The organism is Chryseolinea sp. H1M3-3, assembly GCF_029360725.1.
Classification (GTDB): Bacteria; Bacteroidota; Bacteroidia; order Cytophagales; family Cyclobacteriaceae; genus Chryseolinea.
Genome location: NZ_JARKMY010000001.1, coordinates 464,786 through 490,036, shown reverse-complemented (window position 1 = coordinate 490,036; position 25,251 = coordinate 464,786). Strand labels below are relative to the sequence as shown.

20 protein-coding genes are annotated in these 25,251 nt (G+C 40.2%); 6 read left to right on the top strand and 14 right to left on the bottom strand.

From position 1 onward, the window contains the following. Positions 1-32: 32 nt before the first annotated feature. The 6 genes from P2W71_RS01975 to P2W71_RS01950 all read right to left on the bottom strand — a co-directional run bounded on the left by P2W71_RS01975 (position 33) and on the right by P2W71_RS01950 (position 9,484). Positions 33-1,463 carry an amino acid permease gene (locus tag P2W71_RS01975; RefSeq protein WP_276366342.1) on the bottom strand — a complete coding sequence of 477 codons (1,431 nt, stop codon included), beginning with the start codon at positions 1,461-1,463 and terminating at the stop codon, positions 33-35. Positions 1,464-1,545: 82 nt separating this feature from the next. Further along, positions 1,546-2,673 (bottom strand): ATP-binding protein, encoded by a 1,128-nt coding sequence (locus P2W71_RS01970; protein ID WP_276366340.1) that lies wholly within the window; start codon positions 2,671-2,673, stop codon positions 1,546-1,548. A 23-nt stretch (positions 2,674-2,696) separates the two neighbouring features. Then, positions 2,697-3,122, bottom strand: coding sequence for a response regulator (locus tag P2W71_RS01965; RefSeq protein ID WP_276366338.1), 426 nt, complete (start codon positions 3,120-3,122; stop codon positions 2,697-2,699). 2 nt (positions 3,123-3,124) lie between these two features. Further along, entirely contained in the window at positions 3,125-4,843 is a 1,719-nt protein-coding gene (locus P2W71_RS01960) for an ATP-binding protein (RefSeq protein WP_276366335.1), read from the bottom strand. A 250-nt stretch (positions 4,844-5,093) separates the two neighbouring features. Then, complete coding sequence (gene pafA / locus P2W71_RS01955; RefSeq protein ID WP_276366332.1) at positions 5,094-6,746, bottom strand: alkaline phosphatase PafA; 1,653 nt, start codon at positions 6,744-6,746, stop codon at positions 5,094-5,096. Between the two features lie 140 nt (positions 6,747-6,886). Continuing rightward, positions 6,887-9,484 (bottom strand): WG repeat-containing protein, encoded by a 2,598-nt coding sequence (locus tag P2W71_RS01950; protein WP_276366330.1) that lies wholly within the window; start codon positions 9,482-9,484, stop codon positions 6,887-6,889. 112 nt (positions 9,485-9,596) lie between these two features. Between P2W71_RS01950 and P2W71_RS01945 the strand changes: the two genes are divergently transcribed. Then, complete coding sequence (locus P2W71_RS01945) at positions 9,597-11,042, top strand: hypothetical protein (protein ID WP_276366328.1); 1,446 nt, start codon at positions 9,597-9,599, stop codon at positions 11,040-11,042. A 44-nt stretch (positions 11,043-11,086) separates the two neighbouring features. Here P2W71_RS01945 and P2W71_RS01940 read toward each other — a convergent pair whose 3' ends face one another. From P2W71_RS01940 to P2W71_RS01915, 6 genes are all read right to left on the bottom strand, one after another. Beyond that, positions 11,087-11,494 carry a response regulator gene (locus tag P2W71_RS01940; RefSeq protein WP_276366326.1) on the bottom strand — a complete coding sequence of 136 codons (408 nt, stop codon included), beginning with the start codon at positions 11,492-11,494 and terminating at the stop codon, positions 11,087-11,089. 59 nt (positions 11,495-11,553) lie between these two features. Beyond that, complete coding sequence (locus tag P2W71_RS01935; protein ID WP_276366323.1) at positions 11,554-13,095, bottom strand: aldehyde dehydrogenase family protein; 1,542 nt, start codon at positions 13,093-13,095, stop codon at positions 11,554-11,556. Between the two features lie 131 nt (positions 13,096-13,226). Next, positions 13,227-14,663, bottom strand: coding sequence for a trypsin-like peptidase domain-containing protein (locus P2W71_RS01930; protein ID WP_276366321.1), 1,437 nt, complete (start codon positions 14,661-14,663; stop codon positions 13,227-13,229). A 298-nt stretch (positions 14,664-14,961) separates the two neighbouring features. Next, positions 14,962-15,399 carry an Hsp20/alpha crystallin family protein gene (locus P2W71_RS01925; protein WP_276366319.1) on the bottom strand — a complete coding sequence of 146 codons (438 nt, stop codon included), beginning with the start codon at positions 15,397-15,399 and terminating at the stop codon, positions 14,962-14,964. Between the two features lie 385 nt (positions 15,400-15,784). Continuing rightward, entirely contained in the window at positions 15,785-16,480 is a 696-nt protein-coding gene (locus P2W71_RS01920) for a hypothetical protein (protein WP_276366316.1), read from the bottom strand. Next, positions 16,477-18,294, bottom strand: coding sequence for a hypothetical protein (locus P2W71_RS01915; protein ID WP_276366314.1), 1,818 nt, complete (start codon positions 18,292-18,294; stop codon positions 16,477-16,479). The genes P2W71_RS01920 and P2W71_RS01915 overlap by 4 nt, the downstream gene beginning before the upstream one ends. 467 nt (positions 18,295-18,761) lie before the next feature. Between P2W71_RS01915 and P2W71_RS01910 the strand changes: the two genes are divergently transcribed. From P2W71_RS01910 to P2W71_RS01895, 4 genes are all read left to right on the top strand, one after another. Beyond that, complete coding sequence (locus P2W71_RS01910) at positions 18,762-20,009, top strand: site-specific integrase (RefSeq protein WP_276366312.1); 1,248 nt, start codon at positions 18,762-18,764, stop codon at positions 20,007-20,009. A gap of 69 nt (positions 20,010-20,078) precedes the next feature. Further along, the gene (locus P2W71_RS01905; protein WP_276366310.1) at positions 20,079-20,354 is read left to right on the top strand and encodes a helix-turn-helix domain-containing protein; all 276 of its coding nucleotides are present in this window, start codon (positions 20,079-20,081) and stop codon (positions 20,352-20,354) included. 25 nt (positions 20,355-20,379) lie between these two features. Beyond that, positions 20,380-20,586 carry a DNA-binding protein gene (locus P2W71_RS01900; protein WP_276366306.1) on the top strand — a complete coding sequence of 69 codons (207 nt, stop codon included), beginning with the start codon at positions 20,380-20,382 and terminating at the stop codon, positions 20,584-20,586. A gap of 64 nt (positions 20,587-20,650) precedes the next feature. Next, the gene (locus P2W71_RS01895; RefSeq protein WP_276366303.1) at positions 20,651-20,911 is read left to right on the top strand and encodes a hypothetical protein; all 261 of its coding nucleotides are present in this window, start codon (positions 20,651-20,653) and stop codon (positions 20,909-20,911) included. Between the two features lie 135 nt (positions 20,912-21,046). Here P2W71_RS01895 and P2W71_RS01890 read toward each other — a convergent pair whose 3' ends face one another. After that, entirely contained in the window at positions 21,047-21,778 is a 732-nt protein-coding gene (locus tag P2W71_RS01890; protein ID WP_276366301.1) for a glycosyltransferase, read from the bottom strand. Beyond that, positions 21,775-22,779, bottom strand: a complete 1,005-nt coding sequence (locus P2W71_RS01885) for a glycosyltransferase family 2 protein (RefSeq protein WP_276366298.1) — start codon at positions 22,777-22,779, stop codon at positions 21,775-21,777. The genes P2W71_RS01890 and P2W71_RS01885 overlap by 4 nt, the downstream gene beginning before the upstream one ends. A 253-nt stretch (positions 22,780-23,032) precedes the next feature. On the opposite strand from P2W71_RS01885, the gene P2W71_RS01880 reads away from it, so the two are divergent. Then, positions 23,033-25,246 (top strand): peptidase domain-containing ABC transporter, encoded by a 2,214-nt coding sequence (locus tag P2W71_RS01880; RefSeq protein ID WP_276366295.1) that lies wholly within the window; start codon positions 23,033-23,035, stop codon positions 25,244-25,246. Positions 25,247-25,251 lie beyond the last annotated feature (5 nt).

Below are 25,251 nucleotides of genomic sequence, written 5' to 3'. Positions count from 1 at the left end.
GAATTTTAAAAAAACATCCCACGTGCATTCGATCACTTCGCTGACGCCTTGTTCCGTTGTATAGCAAGATAATATAACGGTATACCTATAAGGGTAATAATGAGTCCAGGCCAGGTAAAATCCGGTTTGTATATAATGAGTAAGGTGCAGAAAGCTATACCCATTAGAATATAAATGAATGGAAGTACTGGGTATCCGAATGCTTTGTATGGTCGTTCAGCATCAGGTCGTTTTTTTCGTAGAATGAAAATTCCGGCGATAGTGAGTGTATAGAAAATAACAACAACAAGCGAAATCATATCCAGCAAATTTCCATAGCCTCCACTTAGGCAAAGTATGCTGGCGACAACACACTGAGCCCACAGCGCCCATTCTGGTACTGCATTTTTATTGAGTTCACCCGCTTTCTTGAAAAACAAATTATCCTTGGCCATGGTATAATACACACGCGCGCCTGCGAGAATCAATCCATTGTTACATCCAAAAGTTGAAACCATGATCAATACAGCAATAACATATTTGCCTCCTTCTCCGAAGATCTGGTTGGCTGCGGATATGGCTAAACGGTCTTCTTGAGGAAAAGCTATTCCATCAAGCGGAAGAACCTTCAAATACATCAGATTGGTGGTGATGTATAGAATCGTAACCATTAATGTCCCAAGAAACAGGCTGAGACCAATGTTGCGTTTTGGATTTTTTATTTCACCTGCAATAAAGGTCACATTATTCCAGGCATCGCTGCTGAAGAGTGAACCTGTCATGGCAGCTGCTATCGCACCTAATAACGTAATCCCGCCAATTTCCTTCCAGCCTGAGGGTTCTTTACCATTAGCGTCTGTTCCAAAATCCTGCGCTGCATTAAATCCACTTTGCCAGTTAGCATCCCAAGAACTTTCTTTTACTAATAAAAAGCCAAAGAGGATCAAACCAAACAAGGCAATCAATTTCGATACAGTAAATGATGTCTGAATAATTTTTCCTTCTTTGATTCCTCTAGTGTTGACGTACGTGAGAAAAATAATTAAGATAATGGAGGATACCTGTGCTGCTGAGATCTCGGTAAATCCCAGGTTGATCAGTTTGTTCGTCTCGCTCATCCATGGAAATATATAAGCGGAGAACCGTGCAAACGCAACGCCTACTGCAGCAATCGTCGCTGTTTGAATTACAGCAAAGAAACTCCAGCCATACAAGAATGCGACCAATGGATTATAGGCTTCCTTCAGATAAACATATTGTCCTCCTGCCTTGGGAAACATTCCGCTTAGCTCGCCGTAACTCACGGCTGCAATAATGGTCATGAAACCTGTGATGAGCCACACTGCGATGAGCCATCCAGGGCTACCAACATTCCTTACAATGTCAGCGCTAACAATAAAAATCCCGGAGCCGATCATCGAGCCGGCCACAACCATCGTAGCGTCCCATAGTCCGAGGACAGGTTTAAACTTTGCTTCGCTCATGAAATTACATGATTAAGCTTTGAATATAAGGAAACTATATCAGTAATCGAGTGGTACTTAATTTAGCATCAACAGTGAAAATTTAGACATTGATGTCGCCGGGTAGCTTATTCGGTATTTCTATTTCAAAGGTTGTGCCGATACCATATTCAGAATGTACATCAACTTTACCACCCAGTTTCTGGACTGTCTCTCTTACTATATAAAGTCCAAGGCCAGCACCCTCACTTCTTTCTGTTGCACGATAGAACATATTAAAGACCTTTGGAAGGAAATGAGATGGGATGCCGATACCGTTATCTTGTACACGTATGGTGAGTAATTGTTTTTCTATTGTAATGTAGAAATGTATAAAATTCTCTTCCTTCTGTGGGTCACGGTATTTGATAGAATTTGAAAGTAAATTGTTGAATATAACCAGGAGCCTGTACGCGTCAGAATAAAGAGGACTCTGCTCAATGATGTCGATAGTTTTTGTTATTTTCTCCGACCCCTCCATGTAAAGAAGCCGCTTGATGCTATCGTTAACTATGTCGCGGATATCCACTTGTTGGACATCTACATCCTTGCGGGCATTTCTGGAATAGTCGAGAATTTCCTTTAATGTGTTATCCAGTTTTTGAATGCTTTGTTCCATCATTTGAAAATACTGGTTCATCTCTTCCTTCCCTTCTTGTAGTCTGGCAAGGTTTAGCAAACCCAGGACAGACATCAGTGGTGCGCGAAGGTTATGTGAGACACTATAGACAAAGCTATCCAACTCACGATTTATTTTAACCAATTCTTCATTTTGTTCACGAATCGCCTCGTCGGATTTTTTGCGTTCGTTCTCCAGTTCTTTTTGTTTCAGTGAATTGACAATTGCATTGGGAAGTCGAATGAGGTTTGATTTTAACACATAGTCGTCGGCACCTTCTTTTAAACACGTAACGGCAAATTCTTCCGACACAGAGCCGGTAACCAGGATAAAGGGAATGCGGACGCCTGAACGTCTGCAGAGTTTTAAAGCTTCAAAAGAATTAAATTGTGGCAAGCTGTGATCAGACAAGATAATGTCTGCTTCATATTGCCGTAGTGCTTCAATAAACCCCTGCTTACTATCAACGCGCGTCGTTTCGAAGGTGAGTCCGCCTTTGCGCAATTCTCTTTCAATAAGCCCAACGTCATCTTGAACATCTTCCAATACCAAAATTTTTAACGGTTTCTGCATGATGGTTTTTTTAACTTGATATTCTAATGTGGTGGCTCATTGAGCAGCAACCAGAATAAACCCAGCTGGGTCACAGCATCAACAAATTTTTCAAATTCAACGGGCTTAACGACATATGCATTAACACCAAGCTGGTATGATTCTATTACATCACGCTCTTCTTTCGATGAAGTAAGTACTACCACAGGTATTATTTTTTTCTGATCGTCCTTTTTAATTTTTCTCAATACTTCAATACCATCCACTTTCGGCATTTTTAGATCAAGCAAAATAAGTTTGGGTAAATTGTTGCTTTCCTGACCAAATAAAAAATCCAATGCTTCCTCACCGTCATGTACGTGCACCAGGTTATTGGCCAGATTGTGTTTTTTCAATACCCGGATCGTTAGTTCAGCATCATCCGGATTATCTTCTACTAAAAGGACTTCGACGGCTAAATTGTTTATCATTTTTATTCATGTTTGGTGGGTATGAAAAAGAAAAACGTTGCACCTTTATTTACATGTGCCTCTGCCCAGATTTTTCCACCATGCCTTGAAATAATGCGGTGAACAAGAGCGAGGCCAACGCCAGTACCTTCAAATTCATCGATTTTATGTAACCTTTGAAACACGCCAAACAATTTATCGGCGTACTTCATATCGAAGCCTACGCCGTTGTCGCGAATGTAATAGAGGATACGACCTTCTTCCGGTTTGCAGCCGATTTCAATAACCGCTTCGGCCTGTTTCCTGGAATATTTCAAAGCATTGGAAATGAGGTTTACCCATACTTGCCGCATCATACTATTGTCGGCATCAATATCCTTAAGTGGCTGTACTGTGAATTTGATATTTCGTGATTTTTCAGGCACCAACAACTCCTGTTGAATATTTGCGACCAAAACATTCATATTAACAGCGCTCTTTTCAATTTCTTTTCTTCCAGTTCTGGAGAAGTTGAGAAGATCATCGATAAGTTCGCCCATTCTACGGGCGTTATTTCTAATGATATTTAATAGGCGGTTCGCTTCAGCATCTATTTTTGAAGAATAATCTTCTTGAAGAATTTTAGAATAACCATCAATTGAACGTAAAGGAGTTCTAAGGTCGTGCGAGACGGAATAAGTGAAAGCTTCCAGTTCTTTGTTTGCTGCAATTACTTTTTCTTCCGCTAAATGGCGATCGGTAATATCGAAGGCTGTAGATCTGCTTTTCAGAAAGTTTCCGTGCTCATCTTTGATTGCAGTGGCATTCAAAATTATAAAGAGTATTGTGCCATTCTTACGGGAAATTTCTAACTCAACGTTGGTGAGGAAACCTTGTGTTTTTAGCCCTTCAAAATTCTTTGTATACAGTTGTTTACTCGCTGGCGTCAGCAGATCCATCAAGGTCATTTTATTAATGACTTCATCTTTGTTGTAGCCAATCCAGTCAAACCATGTTGAGTTCATCTGGACAATTAATCCATTGCCATCCACCGAGTGATAACCGCATGGTGCGTTGTGATAAAGATCATTTATTTCTTTCGAGGCGATTTGCAGGGCGTGTTCAGCTTGTAGCCGGGCACGTAAAGTCGAATTAATCGTTAAGAATAAAACGATCATGATGAGGGCCGTTGCAAGGAGTAGCGTGATAAACGTTGAATAGAATTTCGATATTTCCGCTTTGCGCTGTAAAATGTGCTGATCCAATAATTTTTTCTCTGCCGCCTGCATAGCTTCAATTGTCTCATTAATTTTTGCTAACAACGACTTGTTGAATGCGGAGGGAATAAGTTTTCCTACAGAATCGATTGATAGCTGGCGGGCTTGTATTACCTGATTTATCAAATCGATTTTTTTCTTCCCCAATACACGGATGCTATCTAACCGGGCTCGTTGTGCTGGGTCATCTTTCATCATTTCCATCAGCTTTTGAAAATGAATCCTGGCATCGTTTAGTCGGTCATGATAGAATGAAATAAAAAATGTATCAACTTCAATCGTATAGCGCATTACCTCTGCTTCAAGTTGCAGGTGGGCCGAATGGAGGCGTTCGATATGATAAAGCGCTTCATTGGTGCGCGCTACCATCTGACTGGTAGCGATTGATTCCCGGCTATTCCGATATGAGTAAACTCCTAATACAGCCAAAATTCCCAATGCCAGAAAAAAACCAACAAGCACCTTTCTGTCAAAGTAAACTTTCATAACCCAACATTTTTGACATGATCACCAGTAATTTTTTCCGGTGGAGACTTAAATATTTTTCAGTAAGTAACTCTGCATTGATGATAAAATGCGATAGCAAATGATACCAACATTTTGGCGGGCTCCTTTATAAATATAACGATTTCTTTAAGTAAAAACCTAAAACAACGGATTTGAGGACCAAGTTGACCTGCATATTTGTTTATTCGAGGCATTATCCTGCTTTCAAGGGGTATCCTAAGCGTTGTAATCACTCAAACATTTCAGCAACTGGTTGGCCGGTACTGCCGCTTGGAAATTTAATTCTTAGAATTGTCGAGATGGTTGGTGCAATATCCGTAATAGAATGCAGTCTCGTGGAAGAACCCTTTTTTACACCATGGCCATAAAACAAAATGGGTACATGAGTATCATAGGAATAGGGCGATCCATGTGTTGTTCCCTGAATCGATCCTGATTCAGTCCATCCTGATTCTAAGATAAAAGCAATATCACCGGATCGTTTAGGATGATAGCCGCGAATAACCTTTCCCTTGATCCCATCTTCGCCATAATTCCCTTGGCGCAGTGTTGCTTCTGTGTAATAGTTTGCCACCCCTTCCATAGACATCAGGTATTTTCCAATCAATTCGGTTATCAGGTACATGTCCATTCCTGAGGCGCGCGGATCCTGGCTGAAAGCGTCGTGGTTGAGAAATATCTGATGGTTGCTGATGTTTTCGATAAAAGATTTACCGGGATAATAAGTTGCAAGAAATTCGTCAAGCTTGGCTTTTAAATAAGCATTGCTAAAATAACCTGACGGCATCTTATTATCTGTCAGGAATTGAGGTACATCTGCCACGGCATGATCTGCTGTTAGGAATACGGTATAGTTACCTTGCCCCACCTCAACATCAAGCTTTTTTAAAATCTCTTCTATGTTTTTGTCTAATCGCAGATAAGTATCCTCAACTTCTACGGCATTCGGACCTACTGAATGTCCAATGGCATCGGGTGCCGAGAATGAGACGCATAAAAAATCGGTGATTCCATCTTTACCCATTTGCTCGCCGGTTAATGCAGCAAATGTCATTTGAGTTAAATAATCGTTGCTGAATGGCGTTGCTGTAAGTAATCCGTAGCTATCATTTTTACTCTTAAGTTGTGAGAGCTTATAAGGGAAAGTTGCACGGTCCTTTCCTGAAAACTTCCTTTCGTAAGGTGAATCGTCCGGACCACTTTCGGTGTATTGTTCGATGGGTAGAAGCGTTTGCCAATCTTGTGATAGATATTTTTCCACGAGGTTTTGCGCATTAAATTTATTTACCCAGTCCGGTAGTTTGGTCATGTAATATGTGCTGGAAATAAACTTTCCGGATTTGGAGTCGTACCAATACGCCGCATCGGCCATGTGACCTGCAGGTAAAATGGCGCCCCTGTCTTTGATCGAAACGCCGATAACTTTGGCATGTTTTTGAGTAAATAATTTCAATTCATCTGTAACCGTAGACGTCAACATGCGACTTGGCGACAATCGTCCGTTGGCAGCATCATTTCCCACAGGTTTAAACAGACTATCTTCAACACAATTGACGAAGTCCTTGCTCACCTTATCATAGTATTCATTGCCAATAATGCCGTGCATGGCTGGCGTTGTGCCTGTGTACACGGATGCGTGACCCGGGCCTGTGACAGTAGGGGCATAGTTGTAATGACCGTTTTTAAGCATGAACCCATCATTCATCAACCGCTTAAATCCACCCTGGTTAAACTTGTCATAGAACCTGTAAAGGTATTCTTGGCGCATTTGATCGACTACAATACCAACCACTAGTTTGGGTTTCGCATCCGGCTTTTGCTGCTGGGCAAAAAGCACATGACACAACAACATGCTTAAAATAAATATTGACGATCTTCTCATGATATAATGTTCTCTTGCAAGTTAAAAAATATGATCAGTCAAAGTTAACCTATTATATAAATGAGTTATTAATGAATGTTTGTGTTTTATTTAATTAATGAGTGTGAATTAACTTTTGTTAAGTTCTGAAAATGCGTGTCTCAATGCTCATCGCAGTAAATCTTATCGTAATCCTCCTGATCATAAATCTCTTTTCTTAACTTTTTGCCTTCGTCATTATAGTAAATGACAACAAACACAGATGCTTCCGTTACATGTTTTTCTGTAAAATAAAGCGGCTTGTCTGAGGAGCCTACATTGACAATATAACTAAACGTAGTCGGAATGATGGTCCCCTTCCGATTATGGACTACACCATGGTTGAAATCCTGATAAATAATGGCGACTTTATCTGTTAGCGTGTTTCGTATAAATTTAAAGTCCTTTATTTTATCCAGCAGTATTTTTTTATTCTTAATCTCATAAAGCATCCACTCCGAATTTTTTTTAACCAGTGCAGTGGTATCGTTCCAATATTGGATTTCATTGAATTCAAATTTACTTAAGGACCTATTGTTCCAGTCGATGAAGCCGAGTTGACCGTCCTTATAGGCGGTGATTATTTTTTTGTTATACGGAACTGGATTTTTGCTGTATTGAGCTGCGATGATCTTCCGGGTATTGCAGTCAAAACGACCGAATTGCATCGATTTTAACAATGACACTTGACCGTTGCTGACCGTGCCAATAGCATCATATTCCACAGGGAGTAATAACTTTCCGGTGACTGTTAACAAACCTTTCTTTTCTTTCTTGTGAACGATAAAAAAATCTTCACCGGCGTATTGAATCTTATCAAATGTCACCGTGAACAATTTCTGCCCGTCGTTATTAAAGACAGTTTTTGTCTCCTCATGTCGAACCATCAAATATCCGGAAGCATCTTCTCCGGGCATAAATTCCATTGAATTGGATTTCAATTCTTTTCTGTACTTATGCATGGAAAAAAAAATGTGCACGCTGTCTTTTTTAAAACCTGCAGCAAATAATCCATGAAATACGATGGTATCGTAACCCTGGGGTAACGTCTGCATATTCGTTGGATCGATGAATTTCCATAAAGAATCCTTTACTGCTAACCACGGATCTCTCGAGAGCACCTGTTGAAATATTTCTGACTTTTTTCCTCCGTAATTATGGATTTGGGTGCCGGCGGAATCGGTGGCGATCACACCTGCATAAAACGGAGTCAAAGTTTGTTCCTTTAAGGGAATAAATGCAATTAATGATTGATCCAGCAGACCGCTGCTATTACCTTTTTTAACAAAAACCAATTCGTTATTCCATGATCGAGCTTCATCGTATCCGGATGATACACCCCTGCGTTCGGGGGAAGGTAATGCAGCTAATGTTTCACTTAAGATCAGTTCAACTGAATCGTTCCTCGTAATAGTCAGAACATCTTTTATAAAAAAAACCTCGTCGACGTCTGTCAGTAAAGAGCGCCCCGTTAATGTCCAAATTGACCATCGTCTGTTTTCTTGGGTCGCGAGAAATTTTCCATTTAGAATTTTTGCATCATCGACACAATTTTCACCGACTGCAAATCCCGTTTTATGAATTACTGTGGTACAGTCACCCACTCGAACAAGCAGGAACCCACTGCCTATATCATCAATATTGGTTGCATTTTTCTTCCAAACAAAAGCCCCATTTTTGGCGACCATCATATGCGGAAGTGAAATAATATCTTCCTGAACATTGCCACATAAATAACTTTGGTCGATCGAGTCTGCCTGAGGGGCGATAATCTCATTCCCCTCTGAATCTATAAATCCAAATTTTTTATTTGTATAAATCGGTGCGAGCACCGCCTGCTCCAGTTTCATGACGACACGTAATGAATCATCGGTAAGATCGCTGGGCCATTTAAGTGGACGCTCGTGCTCAGGGATCAGGTGAAATAAAATATTTTTAGCTTTCTTTAGTAAAGGACTTTTAGGATATGATCGAATGAACTTGACATAGGCGTTCGTTTCGCCGGAGGATGTTCGATATTCAAAAATGGTATTCTCTGCGAGCGGCCGATAAGGTGATTGAGGATACTCGGAGACGAATGTTTCATAGCTTGACAGTGTCTGATCGGATGTTTTGGCTTCAAAGAGAAGTTTTTCATATTTCGTTCTTGCTTTTTGTACCTCGGCGGCGTGTGGGTATTTTTCGAAAAAATATTGAAAACCCTGATAGGTATTTATCTGAACGGCCTCTTGATACGCTATGCTGTCTCTTGAGGCTATCGCGAGATGTAACAAGGATGAATGTGTAAACCGGCTGATAAACCTTGTCCATGCCTCCAATGTTTGAATATCGTTTGTACGATTGAAAGCAGCCAGCTCAATTTGTTCGCGAAAGTCAATAAGGAGAGCGGAGTCAAGAGGGAATCGGCGCAATCTTTCTCGTTGCTTGGAGGAGGTGTTTTGAAAGTCATTTATGGCGTACCTCAGTTGGTCATAAGCGGAGTCGAGATTAAAGGCCGGGTTTGCTTCTGAAAAAAAATATTGTGCTAAAACATATTTTGCCGTAACGTTGAGGCTATCTTTGGCCAGGGCCTTAGTTAGCAACTCATGCGCGCGTTGCCATTTTTGACGTTGGAGATTTTTTAGGGCAAGTTCAGCAGTTGACTGTCCTGCTGCCGAAGTACATATGATAGTGGTGGCGCAAAGGAAAGATATTTTTAAAACGAACAGAAAACCTCTCATGTCGTGGAGTCAAACTATAAACTTGAATAATAAGATTTAGCCTTAACTGATGTTAGGGCTGTTGTATGATGTAATAAATTTTGTAAATTTTCACAATTGTTAAATTTTACGCATGGCAAAGCTTAAGAATATCATTAAACAACTTTCCGAAAAAGACTTCAAGGCAATTTATGATTCTCTCATTGAAAGTAATGCAGAGAAGTCAGCTTATCTGTTAAAATCATTGCGCGAGCGTCAGCTCTCCGATAATAAAATAATGACAGAGCTTGACGTCAACGCGAATGCCTACTACACCCTCCGTTCCAGGCTCAATCTGAAAATTGAGGAGTATCTGATGGGCCAATTGGAAAGTCCGCGTACCGATGTTCTGCGTAAAGTTGCCAACATCAACGAAGTTTTGTTTACCAAGAAGAAAGCAATTTCTATTGCTACGTTAAAGAAACTGGAGAAAGAACTTCTTGATTACGATCTTGCGAATGAACTAACCATTATCTATAAGTCACTCAAAAAGCTCAACATTAATTCACCCGATTATTTTCAGTACTCTCAGTTATATAACAGGCATGTGGCTTATATGTTAGCCGTTGATAAAGCCGAAGACTTATTAGCAGATTACTTCAAGAAATATGGAGATTTCATGCTGAATGGGGGTGACGTAGAACGACTCGGCCTTAGCCTGCTCATGAAGGAGATGCAGAATGTTGCTAAGCTTTATGAAAGCCATCGGTTGTATGTTTATCAAAGCTGTATGTATATTTTCCACAGACTCTTTGTAGAAGTCGATGATAATATGCACCAGGACGGCGAGTCGATGGAAGATATTTTTGATAAAGTTCAGAAGATTTTTGAGAGCTATCATCTCGATTCAATTTATTACCATATGAATCTTGTATTCGAGTTCTTGAAACTCGAATATTATAACCATTACAAAGTATACCGGCAAGCAGAAAAGTATTTCGAAGAAGTAAATGATGCTTGCGGAAACTTGTTGGTTAACTACTCCACCTTTACATTCCCCCCACAATTTTTGATCTCTAAGATCGAACGTCACTTAAGAACTGGAACGGAAGCAGAACTTTACTCTGAAAACGAATCCATCTTTTTGGATTACGAGATTGATATGCAGGATATTCCCAAGCACATTATTTATGTGGTATACAGGGCAATCTCCTGTTATTATGTGGGTAAATTTGAGGAAGCCGCGAAGCTTATCAACGGCTTGCTTAATGATGTGAGCCTAAAGAAATATCCTTATGCGCAATTAGAAATTAAATCGTTGCTGGCGTTGCAGTATACTTTGATGAGAGACTTTGAACTGTTCAATCAGTTATCGAACAGTATTCAGCGGCAAATCAGGTTATCTGAAAAGGATAGTTGCGAGAACATCCAACTTTTTCTCAAGATATTGAAAATCGCTACCAGTGAAGCGAAGAAAGAGAAGGCAAAGAAGATCAACGCGGTCATACCCCGTCTCAATACAATAAACGTCAGCTACTTTGCACCAACGAAACTGATTAAGCTAGACGAAAAATTCGTAGAACAGCTAACCGATTTTTAAGTATTGGATTGGCAGGGGCAACTGGTCTTCAGCAGCCCTCCAGACTAGATCTCTAATTTAACGATACTGTCGTGCGACAACGGTTTATTAAGATATAGTCTAACGTTCTCGTATTTTTTTGAGCGATTAAAATCCTGAGGGTTTATTGAGGACGTCAACATCACAATCTTACATTTCTTCTTAGCTACGTTGGTGAGTTTTTCGAATTCATCCAGAAATTGAAATCCATCCATTAGCGGCATATCGATATCCAGGAAGATCACATCAGGTAAAACTTTATCCGCCACGTCAAGCTTTTCCATGTTACGTAAAAATTCGATGGCACTTTTAGCACCCGTATGCGTATAAATATTTTCAGCAATAGAAGCCGCTTCGATCATCTTCTGGTTAATAAGGTTGTCAATCTCATTATCATCAATGAGCATAACGGTGTGATACTTTTTTCCGGCCATAGTAGTTTTAAAGTGAATGGTGTATAAAAATAAGCCTTTGATCCTGAATTGCAAACTTGCTAAATAGCAAATTTTATTCCTTGTGCCAAAGGAAGGGTATTGCCATAATTAATGGTGTTTGTTTGTCTTCTCATATATACTTTCCATGCATCAGATCCTGATTCGCGTCCTCCTCCGGTTTCTTTTTCTCCTCCGAAGGCACCACCGATCTCTGCTCCGGAAGTTCCAATATTAACATTTGCAATACCACAATCAGAACCTGCACTCGACAAGAATTTTTCTGCTTCCTGTAAATTGTTTGTCATGATCGCTGAAGATAGCCCTTGCCTGACGCCATTTTGTTGTTCAATCGCTTCTTCAATAGTTTTGTACTTTATTAAATACAAAATCGGCGCAAATGTTTCTTGTTGGACAATTTCGAATTCATTTTTTACTTCGGCAATAGCAGGTTTGACATAGCAACCTGACTCGTAACCTTTGCCCTGTACGACGCCTCCCTTGACTACAAAATTGCCTCCTTCGCTTTTTATCTTCTTTAATGCTTGCTCGTAACTTTTCACAGCTTGTTTATCGATCAATGGGCCTACATGGTTTACAGGGTCGAGTGGATTTCCGATTTTTAAATGCGAATACGCTTTGGCTAGGCGCTCTTTGAGGGCGTCATAAACATTTTCATGGATAATCAATCTTCTGGTGGACGTGCATCGTTGGCCAGCTGTACCTACCGCACCGAACAAAGCTCCACGTACTGCCATATCTAAATTCGCATGCTCAGAAATAATGATCGCATTATTTCCTCCTAGTTCCAAAAGTGTTCGTCCTAATCTTTCACTTACTGTTCTTGCAACGGCTTTGCCCATGCGTACAGAACCTGTTGCTGAGATTAATGCAACACCCTCATGTTTTGCCAACTGCTGCCCTACGGTGTAATCTCCGTTAATAAGACATGAAACCCCTTCGGGTACACCATTTTTTTCAAAGATGGCTGCTGCAATTTTTTGACAGGCAATGCCACACAGCGGAGTTTTTTCAGAAGGCTTCCAGATGCAAACATCTCCACAAACCCAGGCGATCATTGTATTCCATGCCCAAACAGCAACCGGAAAATTAAATGCAGTGATTATTCCAACAACACCAAGCGGATGCCATTGTTCATACATCCGATGCTCCGGTCTTTCAGAATGCATCGTTAGCCCATGAAGTTGTCGTGATAATCCAACAGCAAAATCACAGATATCAATCATTTCCTGAACTTCGCCTAATCCTTCCTGGTAAGACTTCCCCATTTCATAGGAAACCAGTTTGCCCAGTGGTTCTTTTTGCTCTCTTAACGTTATCCCTATTTGCCGAACAATTTCACCGCGTTGTGGTGCTGTCCACTGTCGCCATTCTTTAAAGGCAGCATGCGATTGTGATACGATTTTATTAAAAGTCTCCTCACTTGTAGTATTTATAGAACCGATGTGTTTACCATCCACCGGTGAGTAAGACTCAATTATTGAAGCGCCGGACTTAAACCATTGTTTCCCGGTGGAAGAACCATAATTTGTTTTCCCAACTCCTAATACGAACAATGATTCTTTTATACCAAAATTCTTCATGTGAATTTTTATTGATGGCAAAACTAAGAAATTGTTTCGAGCATATACTTGCGCCTATCGAGTGATGATGTTTGTAATTGTGGTGATAGTTAATAGGAATGGCTTCTACACGAAGCATGGAATTCAGAAGCTTAGCGCCATTCCACACCATACGTACCTTTTTTTCCGTCTGAATATATTCCTTCGATTAATATTCCACCTTTTTTAAAGTCTAAGATCCGATTCAGATCTTCAACATTGTCGACAGGAACTTTATCTATGTAGGTGATGAGAAATCCTTTTTTAATGCCTGCCTCTTTCCACTTCCCTGCGATTGGTTCTTTCACTCGAACACCACCTTCTACCTGTAACTTTGCAAGTTCTTTATAAGGGACATCTTCTACTTCTACGCCATTCAAGTCATATTTTATTTCTTTCTTAGCCACTTTCTCATTTCCCTCGCTGTTTCGGAGTCTTGCTTTCACCTCATGTTGGCTTCCGTTTCGAATATAACTCACTTCAATCTCTTTGCCTGGTCTGTTTCGTGCTACCCATTCCTGCAGTTCTGAGACCGAGCTTACACGATGTCCATTGATGCCGATAATAACATCACCACGCAGTAGGCCTGATTGTTCTGCAGCACTTCCCGTATTTACCCTGTTAATCAAAACTCCCTGACTTATCTGGAGATCTAATTCCTCTGCAATGGCGGCATTGACATCGGTAATTTGAATTCCTAACATGCCTCGTTGAACCTGACCAAGTTCAAGTAAATCATCCATTACCTTTTTAACCAGGCTTACAGGAATTGCAAAAGAGTATCCCTGATAACTTCCGGAAGAAGTTGCAATAGCAGAATTAATTCCGATCAGTTCCCCTCTAAGATTTACCAGGGCACCACCACTATTGCCGGGATTTACAGCAGCATCGGTTTGAATAAAAGCTTCAACTTGTAAATTATTACGGTCCCGGAGAATTCCGATGTTTCTCGCCTTGGCGCTCACGATACCGGCGGTAACTGTAGAGTTCAGATCAAAAGGATTACCCACAGCGAGTACCCATTCGCCTGGAATAATTTTGTCTGAGTCGCCATATTTCAGGAAAGGTAAATTCCTCGCTCTTACTTTTAATAAAGCCAAATCAGTTGTTGGATCCGAGCCAATGAGTTTTGCATAGAAGCGTTGGTTGTTTGTCATCACAACTTCGATGCTACTGGCATCTTCTATCACATGGTTATTCGTCACAATGTAACCATCATCCGAAATGATAACGCCTGAACCCGATGACCGGGAAGGTGACTCTAATGAGAACTCAAGTGGATTAACACTGAATTCGCCAGGTCCATAAGAAGTACGGATGTGAACCACCGAAGGCGTGACCCGCCCAGCAGTATTTAAAAAGTTAAGGTCTTTTGGAACCTGATAAGATGTGTCAGCGGAGTAACGCGTAAAGACAGATTGTTGTCTTGCCTCAATTGATTGGTAATTGCTGGTATATATATCCAGGAATTTTACTGTAATGATAGAGCCAAAGATACTGCCTATGCACGTAGCCAAGACTATTATTGAAATCAAAATTGACCGCTTCATCGCCAATCCCGGGTTGAATTCTGTGGTTGTGAAAGTTAACGTTTCTTTTCAAGAAAAAGTCCCAGTATTGTAGTGGTACTTGTGATTTTCTTTGAGAGGAAACATACAACAACTATTTAACCGTGGAAGGGGTCGCATTGTTGGGGGAGAATTAGGCAATAACATTATCCCCAGGAACAAAAGCCGAATGGATCGGGCGTAATTATAAAAACGCGTTGTCACGAGAGCCGATGGATGATTATAAAAAAAGGCGCTCCTTTCGAAGCGCCTTAGTCCACCTAAACCTAACCCTCTCTACTTAGTTAACCTTGATGGAGGTCTTTAATGCTTTTTTCTCGTCTTTAGGTACTGTGATTTCCAGGATGCCATTGTTATATGCAGCGGTTATTTTGCTGGCGTCAATGTTTTCCGGGAGTACAAAAGAGCGGGCAAAATTCCCGTATTGTGTTTCAACCACATGCAGGTTATTTTCCTTCTTCTCCTTAGCGAACTTGCGCTCCCCGCTTATGGTAAGATGATTTTCATTTAAGTCGATCTTGAAGTCATCCTTGTTCACGCCAGGGGCAGCGAGATGGATTTCGTATGCTTTCTCGGTTTCAAAGACATCTACTTTCGGTACAAAGGAGTAGGCTGAACCACCAGTGCGAGCTAATGAATCGCTAAAGAAGCGATCAATTATGTTGCTAAATGAAGTTGGTACAAAATCATTAGCGGTGCTATAACGAACGATACTCATAGTTTTAATTTTTTGTTTACACTTCCTATTGTGAAAAATGTGCCGGAGGTAAAAACGAGGGAATTACAAGCCATAATGACCGAAATAGGCCTTATATTTAAAACAAATAAGACATAATGTCTATATTTTAGTTTGCAATCGGCTTTAACTCCACCGATGAGATATGGCTATCGATTAAAAGTTGGTTGACAAACAGCCTAATGGTTCCGTTGTGTAAGGGGGCGATTTTCTAAAAGGACTTGCAATTTGTCAAAGACTTACACCGCCGAAGAGCTTTTACTTTTTCCATAAAGTCTTATGGATGAATGAGGATATGAAGAATTTGTCCCTATCACGGATGCACCAGTGACTTCAAAGCTATCGAGGTACTTTGTTAGTCGTCTGCTTATTCTCTGATTCTGTAAGTCCCGGTTAAACCCAGTCTGAAGCCATTCCAATTGGCAACGACGGGGTCATTGCCAACAGTCAAGTAATTTTGCTTGTTTTCGTTAAATTTTAGTTTTCCAGCGTATACCGCAAAATGAAACCCGGCGTGCGCCTTAATACCAAACTGACCCCAAGTCTTCTGAAGCTCTAAGGTTGGTTGTAAAGTTGCATTGATCGAATGAAATTTATAAGATTCGCGGTGCGACACGTCGCCAATTCTCGAGCCCTCAATAATTTTAAGATTCGTGAACGTCGCGCCAGGGTGCACATCAAAACGGAATTGAAGATCGTTCTCGAACGTCAGTTCTTGCGCGACACTTAAGGCCAATGTATTATAATGTAACAACTGGTCTGAATAGACCTCACCGGAGAAGTCTTCATAGTGCGTTCTGCCCCCCGTTGATCCATATTGGTAGTAAAGTCCTAGGAAGCCGCTGCTATTTACCTTCCAGACTATCTCCGCGTCATAAATAACATACGCCGGAAATTCTTCCGTTATTTTGGCATCAACCGGATAGGACGATTGTATTGCTTTTTGTAGTTCGCCTAACTCGCGCATGCTGAACCAACCAACACCTGCACCTGCAGACACTTCCAGTTGCGCATAACTTTCCGCAGAAAGTAACCAAAACAGTAGTATGTGAAGTTTCCTCATAACACTTTCATGTATTGGCCCGCATAATTAATTAAATAACCATTCACCAATGACCACTGAGTAGAAATGGCCTTAAAGGCTTTTGTGTGATTATTGTCAATGTTGACCAGATATAGGACTTCCGAGTCAGTCTTGGTACAAACTACATAGTGCGTAACAGGATCGTAACTTACCGCATTGTAGCCCCAAGGCAGCGTTATGGTGCGAATTATGGAAAGATCGTGTGAGCTGACGATGTTTACCGATTCACTCCAGGTCATGAGAATCTCGTCATTGTTATCATGACGAAAACAAAGGAAATATCCAGGTGATGGTAGCGTGCCAATATTCGGAAGACCATTTTCCACCCTTGATATTCCACGGCTATAAGGGCTCAGACAAAGCCCCCCGTCATCTGAAAGCACGAAATTCTTGGGAGGCAATGTGATTTTAGGATCATAGTTTACGTTCGTCTTTTGGATGAAGGTCTTATCATCTGTGTTTTGTATCACGAGGCTTAGACGTAGATCCCATGGATCCTGGTTGTTCTTGGAGTAGTATGATACAATTCCATTTGAAGAACCACTGATACTGAGCGGCTCGATAGCAAAGTTTGCGTTGTCATTGGTATATACTTTTTCATTTGTAGAAAGATTCCACCGTACAACAGCATTGTCGTTCACATAATAGGCATAGTTGCCACTGTAAGGCACAGATACTGCGGATGTGTAAACTGTAACGCTGTCTGTCACTCCCAGCTGATCGTCAAAGAAATAAAAAAGTGCAGCTGATGGGCTAAAACCAACAACCTGTTTGATACCATTCTGGTAATACAACGTTGGTCGACTGAGAAGGCGCTTCACTGGTAAGTGATTGTATAGGAACTCACGCGATTCAAAGGTCGTAAGCTGACTGTTTTTGGGAAAGATCTGCAACGTCACCGATTCGCCCCTTCCCCATAGTATTTCATTAAGCTTTAAAGTTAGCGTTGAGTCAGAGCCATTTGTACTCGTGTGTCTGACGGTTTCGTTTTCTTTAATAACAGCACGGCCAAAAGCACTATAGAACCGTGATGGTTTCCACTTGACGACGGCCGTGCTATCGTCCTTATTATAGATCAGTGTCAATTTCTGCGGTTCAGTTAGACCGACCGTTGTTGTATTGCTTCCATAGGTGTTAGTTACCGTCAGTTCGTAGCCGGCAGAACCCCACAAAAAACTGCTATCCACCCAATATGTGGATAGTTGATTTTTGAACTGAATTTCACGTGGATATGGAGCAAGGACACGGAGCCTGTATCCTACAAAATTGTTCTTTGAATACGGTGTCCAGTCTAGTCTCAGAAATCCATCTTCTTCGCTTATTCTCACTTCGGGTGTATCCGGAGGATCATTGTCAAATCTCTCCACCTTAACTATCCATGTTTTCCAAACTTGAAAATATTCGGCGCCGACTTTGTCGGCAAGACTCCCACTATTGGATTTTGCAATGAATTGTATTGTCAACTTGTGTATCCCGACCGGTATAGAAGATTGTGATAGGGTGAACTCGCCGGAAAGGAAAGGCGTCGACAGAATGGCGCTGGAATCAAGCAGTATTTGAACCTCTTGTAATGCGGAAGGCTCATTGATGGCCACCATGTATTTGAATTTGGTAGGCTGTAACATCACAATCGTGTCTTCTTCGTTGTAGTCTGTAAGATCGATGATAGGTGAAGGCGCCACCTGCTTTACCTCCTTGAAAAAATCCTCTTGGGGTTCAAAGGTGCAGCCCAGTAGAACGATGAATAACAACAGTTGAGGTAGTACGATCGCAGACGTTCGTTTGATAATCATGCACATCATTATTTAGCGAGGGTGATCCGCAACATCTGGTACATCCCTTCAACGGCGATGGAGTAACCATTTATTGGATTGCAATTAATTAAGACTAAGGTCGGCGTCATAGAACTCCATGCGCACGACGAGTATACCAGTTAACGGTTGGTTACTCGGGAATGAAAATAAATCAAATTGCGCTGAATATCCATACAACGAGGTTTCCCAAGTCCTAATTGCTCCGAAAAAACGAAAAAAGCCTGTTTCCAGGCTAATTTAACGTTTACGCTCCTCCTCTTGGACTTGAACCAAGGACCCTCTGATTAACAGTCAGTGGAAAATCAGTTTAAGTAAAATTTAATCTTGGTTTTTCCGGCTAAAATTGCCCTTTTTGAATCAATTTAAGTATGTTTGAATAGGCCTTGATTTGAAATTCCAGTGCAAATCCAGTGCAAATTTAAATGCAAATCTTCAATCCCATTTTCATGAATTCAAATGTAGTCCTGGCTCTTGATACGCGCCGTAAGAAAGCTGATCAAACATATCCGATCTTACTTCGTCTAAGTCACAATGGTAAAACCACAGGATTGTCGACTGGATTTTCAATACCCGAGCAATATTGGGACTTCGATAATCGGAAAATCAAGAAAGGCTTTAAGGGATTTGACAACGTTGCCAGGATTAATAATATTTTGGAAAAAGAACGATCGCAAGCATTCGATATCATTTCCAAGCTTCATGACCGGAAAGAACTTTCCTATCTATCAATCGTCGATCTCAAAAATCGAATAGTAGCGAAAGGTGCAAAAGATTCTTTCTTTAGGTATACAGAGAAGTTAATTGCAAAATTTCAAGAACAAAAAAGAATTGGCAACGCACGCAGCTACTCAAATGTGCTACGCGAGGTCAAAAAATTCAGGAACGAAATTGACTTTCCCCTGCGGGAATTAAACCGAGCTTTCCTCGATCGTTTCGAAAATTGGTACTTGGCTAAAGGGCTGAGCCTAAACGGACTCGCCGTCTATATGCGCACAATTCGGGCGATCTGTAATCGAGCGATCAAAAAAGATAGAATTCTTGAAAAGGAATCTTACCCGTTCGATCAATATACGATCAAAACAAAACCCACTAAAAAAAGAGCAATTAGCTTCGAACTGATTCAAAAAATAGTAGCGTTAAAATTTGAGAACGATAGCGTTCTCTTTGAGACGAGAAACATTTTTCTACTGAGCTTCGGACTCATGGGTGCACCCTTCATCGACCTGGCATTCTTAAAAGTCGAGAATATTATTGATGGCCGCGTCCATTACAAGCGACGCAAGACAGGAAAATTCTATGATATCAAATTAACGGATGGCGTAAAACCAATTCTTAGTCACTACTTAAAAGACAAAGCTCCTTCCGAGTTTATCCTGCCTATCATTAAAAGAACCGAGCTAGCTGAGCAATACAAGGATATCGAGTGGGCTCGCAAGCGATATAACAAAAGGCTTAAGAAGATTGCAAAGGCTGCCGGTATTGATGAAAACCTGACATCATATGTGAGCCGGCACTCCTTCGCTTCCCTTGCCAACAACATGGCTATTCCAGTAACCGCGATTAGTGAAATGTTAGGGCATCAACGGTTGAGCACAACGCAAGTATACTTGGCAAACCTTAAAAAGGATGTCATTGACCAATATAATGATAAGATACTGCAAGGCATAAACACGCAGCAAAATCCACAATCGTAGTATCAAAACTTTATTGAAACAATTTATTATTTTATCTTTAGTTCAAGACCGATGTAAAACTCCGTTTAAATGAATGTCATTTGCCTCGAAGAAAAAGCATTTTACGCCTTGGTAGAGGAAGTTGTGAATCGGCTTAAAGAGAAAAATAATGTAAAGGAGAATAAATGGATCTCGGATAAGGAAGCCATGAGCCTTCTTAATATCAAAGCCAAGTCGACGCTTCAAAAACTGCGTGATGAAGGAAAAATTCGTTTCTCGCATCCGCAAAAGAGGATTATCCTTTATGATCGAGAATCAATCATCGGCTATCTTGAAGAAAACGCACGAGAAACATTTTCGTCGTAAAGTGGTGCATTAAACAGCATGAAATATGAACGTCATTTGTATCGAAGAAAAAGCATTTTACGAGTTGCTTGATCGCGTCTTTTCTTACTTTCAAAGTAAAGGAGCGGCAAAAGAGAACAAGTGGATTTTTCAAGAGGAAGCAATGCGCCTCTTGAATATCAAATCGAAGACAACGCTGCAGAGATTACGTAACGATGGAAAAATTCGTTTTAGCCAGCCTCAAAAGAAGTAATTCTTTACGACCGACAATCCATCAACCACTATCTTGAACATCATGCTCGCGAAACATTCTGATCATGGAAGAAGAAATAACACCCTCGCCCGAATATATGAAAGGGTTTAATGAAGGCTACTTAATTGCTAAGGAGCTACCGGTACTTGCTGGTGAGCTTTCCGAAACTAAAGGGGATGGAGACCGAACCCTCGGTTTTCTTGATGGCACGAAGGAATACACGATGGAGAAAATCAAGGGGCTGCGACCAAATTGGTTAAAAGATAAGAACAAATCTGAAGGTAAGGCGCCAACCAGATCCTACGACAAAGAGAAAGATATATAATAATTAAGTGCTTTGAGCTTTGCCGCGTCCCGGAGGAATGTTAGCACCCTCACTACCAATCTTGACCCTAACCCAAACAGCCTTTGCCCGTGCACTTAGCACCAACATCGGCTACAATATGTTCCGATGCTAGCTTCATACTATGTGAAACATGTACTTCAATTTTTCGTAAATGCAATTTTTTGAAAAATTAGCGGATTTATCAATTCCATTTCTTCGCCACATTTCATGCCATAAGTGAATACAGAAAGAATTTTCAAAGTTTTCACAAATGTCGCCAGCCTCATCTTCTACAATCCGCCTCCATTCGAACCACGGTATCGGACAAAATACCCGAGGGGCAACAACGTAGTCGGATAAATTGAATTTTATAAGCGCCCGAGTAAGTAGGATAGGACCGGTTTCGCCCCAATACAAGGTTTCCGGATTTCTCCTGTTCGCCTGCTCAAAACAATACTCCATTATTTCAGAATGTTTCGGAGCTTTAATCACGCAGTTGTTTGCAACAACTTTGGGAGCCTTATATTCATCTTGATGATTTTGGCTTGCAAAGACATACTTTTGCTTTTTTGTGATCTTTCTTAAACAGACAATGTCGGTATCTACCCAATATCCTCCCTTTTCTAAAATCAGTTTATATCTAAATAAATTAGCAAACCCGGCATAACTGTTAAACCCTTTGTATTTGAAAATTCTACTTGACGGAAGAATTGAACTTGCGTCCTTAACGATTACTCCTGGTGGTACATTATCGATTTCATCATAGGTATAAAGATGGAATGTATGGCCTAAAGAAAGAAACGAACAAAGCGATAGCTGCTCCATTTTTGATAGTCTGTTTCCGATCCATAAACTTTGAAATATCATAAGTAACCATCTTTGATGTGGCTAACCGACGCTTCTGATAGTAACACTTTCCTTAAAATTCTTGATGGAAGAGATATTCGGCGAAATATTTTGCGCTTAACAAGCTGACTCGTCAATGAACAATATCTGTCAATAACTTCATCTTGATAGAAACGCAAAGCAATGGATTGATCTTTTAAGTTAACAATATCTCGGGCTTTCACGTGAAAAGGCAAGTAATCATTGATTGTGTATTGCCCTAGCCACTTGTCGGGAAACATTCCCATTACTTTGTACTTTGCGTAAAAGTGTTTGAATCCACATATAGGATAATGAAGTATGATTGGAAAATTCTGAGTCCTTGCTTGGACAGAATTGAAAAAAAGATGAGGACTATAAACCCTCAATTGGTCAGATATTTTTCCCGCAGGTTTTCCATTCTCATAAAACAAAAAATAATTCTTTATGGAACCTAATTTAGATGACTCGATTTCGCATTTCTGATTTTCGTTTAAATGCTTAACGTTTTTTTTAAATAGCGTTCCTTCCAAAAAATAGTTGGTGACATTTGATCGTTCCGGGATGCACTCATAGTTCACGTAGTTAATGGCCTTGACATTGTGTTTATCAAGTGATTGGAAATGTTCTTTCACGTTTTTCCATCCTAAACAAAGGAAAAGCTCGTCAACATCAATATGTACAAGCCAACTTACTCCGAGTGACGGAGCCATTTTAATGGCTAATTCTAAATTTAAAATCTGTCGAGCTATTAAATCGGTTTGAGTAAATTCCAATAAGTACTTTGAATCGGTGCCTTGCCAATTCGCCCTATTTTCTGTGTTGTTTTTAATAACAGTGATATGATCTGTTTCATTAAAAATTGTCGGCACACACTCATTCTCGTCATCGTAAAACAGGATAAAATGGTCGAACCCGATAAATAGGTGATATTTGATGAAGCTGTTCAAAATATCAGTGTCACAGCCCCTGATCGTAGTAGCGATTCCAATTTTATCGACCATGAATGCAATTTTTAACGACAACGTTTTTTTTAAAATACCAAGATACCCCAAGACACATTGGTTAAAGAAGAATCTTGCTATAAACTTTCAAATTTTATAATTTATCTACCGTTTGTCGAAATGAAACAGTTGCGCTTGCTTTTTGTTACTCCTATGATTTGATAAATTTTTAAATTTAGGACGGGTTATCGTTAATCGTCTACAGGTTATAGAATTTACTGATTGTTGTTTTAAGCTTTTTAACAAATACGAATTGAGAAATTTTCCATTTACTCATCAGTTAGATTCCACGGATTGTGGTTCGGCCTGCTTGGTAATGATTGCGAAGTTCTACGGTAAGGCCATAAGTCTAAAAAAATTGAGAGATAGCTGTTTTACCTCCCGTGAGGGAGTGTCGTTGCTCGATTTAAGCGACGCAGCCGAATCAATCGGATTTAGGACTATTGCTGCTTCAATTTCTTTAAGAACCCTCATCGAGGAATCGCCTTTACCACTTATCGCGCATTGGAAAAATCAACACTATGTCGTGGTATACAGGACGACCAAAAAAAAAATTTATGTTGCCGATCCCGCCTTTGGCTTCATCAAATTCACGCCGGCAGAATTTATTAGAGGGTGGCAAGCAACGCCTTCTGTTAATATTCAGAATAATGGCAGCGGAGCTACTGGGAGAATTCTACTATTGGAGCCGACCAACAGATTTTACGACCTAGACAATGAACCCGAAATCAAGTACGGCTTTAAGTCCATTTTTGGGTATCTCAACAATTATAAAAAACTGATTATTCAGCTATGCTTGGGAATACTCTTAGGCATTATGCTTCAGCTCTTTCTTCCGTTTCTCACTCAGTCCATCGTTGACATCGGGATAAACCAACGAAATATAGATTTTTTATATCTTATACTACTTGGGCAAGTGGCTCTATTCACGGGACAAACTTCCTTAAATATACTTCGGAGTTGGATTTTGGTTCATATCAATTCCCGTGTGAGTATTTCCCTGGTCGCAGAATTTCTAATGAAGCTGATGAGACTACCCATGAGCTTCTTTAATAGCAAGATGACCGGAGATATACTTAAACGGATTGATGATCACCAGAAGATCGAACGGTTTCTAACCAACACCGTCATAAATATTTTTTCGGCAGTTATTACTGTAAGCATTTTTAGCATCGTTTTAGCCTTGTACAATTTTAAAATATTCGCGGTATTTTTTGTTGGAAGTTTGATATTTACTCTGTGGGTAATTCTTTTCATGAAGAAAAGAAGAAACATCAATTATAAAAATTTTGCGCTTGAATCAGAAAATCAAAATTCAATTCTTCAACTGGTAGCCGGTATTCAGGAAATCAAGCTTTCAAATTGTGAGAAGAAAAAAAGGTGGGAATGGGAAACCATTCGCGCAGGAATTTTTAGAAATCAAATTAAATCTCTTGCTCTCGAACAATACCAGAATTTTGGTGGATTATTTTTAAATGAAATAAAAAATGTCACTATTTCTGTAATCGCCGCCCTATCGGTTATTAACGGAGAAATTACAATGGGAATGATGCTTGCAATTCAATTTATTATTGGACAATTAAATACTCCTATACTTCAACTCATTGGCTTTCTGCAAAACACCCAAGACGCCAAAATTAGTTTGGAACGACTAGGAGAAATTCTCGAAAAAAAGGATGAGGTTACATCGCAGAATTATTTTAAGAAAATTCCGGAAGAAGGCACAATTACATTACGAAATCTCGTCTTCAGTTATGGTAGTACTCGATCACCCAAAATATTAAATAAAATAAACGTTGAGATTCCCGCAAACAAAATCACGGCAATAGTGGGACCTAGCGGGAGCGGCAAAACCACGCTTCTGAAATTGCTACTAAGATTGCACGAACCCACAGAAGGAGAAATACTCTTTGAAAATTACAATTTAACTTATGTGCATAATGACCTGTGGCGGCAAAAATGCGGTGCCGTTATGCAGGATGGTTACATTTTTTCGGATACAATTGCGAATAATATCGCTTTGTCTGACGAGACAGTAGACCATGATAAATTGATAAGGGCCACTCGTATCGCAAATATTCATGATTTTATAGAAACGCTTCCATTAGGATATAATACAAAGATTGGCAGCGATGGCATTAATTTAAGCCAGGGGCAGAAACAAAGACTTCTTATTGCTCGAGTTGTTTACAAAAATCCAAGAATGATTTTTCTAGATGAGGCCACAAATTCGCTTGATGCAAATAATGAAACTACAATCCTCAATAATCTCAACCAGTTTTTATCAAATCGAACAGTTGTAGTTGTAGCGCATCGACTTAGCACAATTCAAAAGGCTGATCAGATAATCGTCTTGGAAGATGGAATGATCAAAGAAATGGGGTCACACGCAGAACTTCTTGAGAAGAAGGGCTCATATTACACGTTGGTTAAGAAGCAGCTTCATTCTCTTGTTCATACTGATTAAATCGT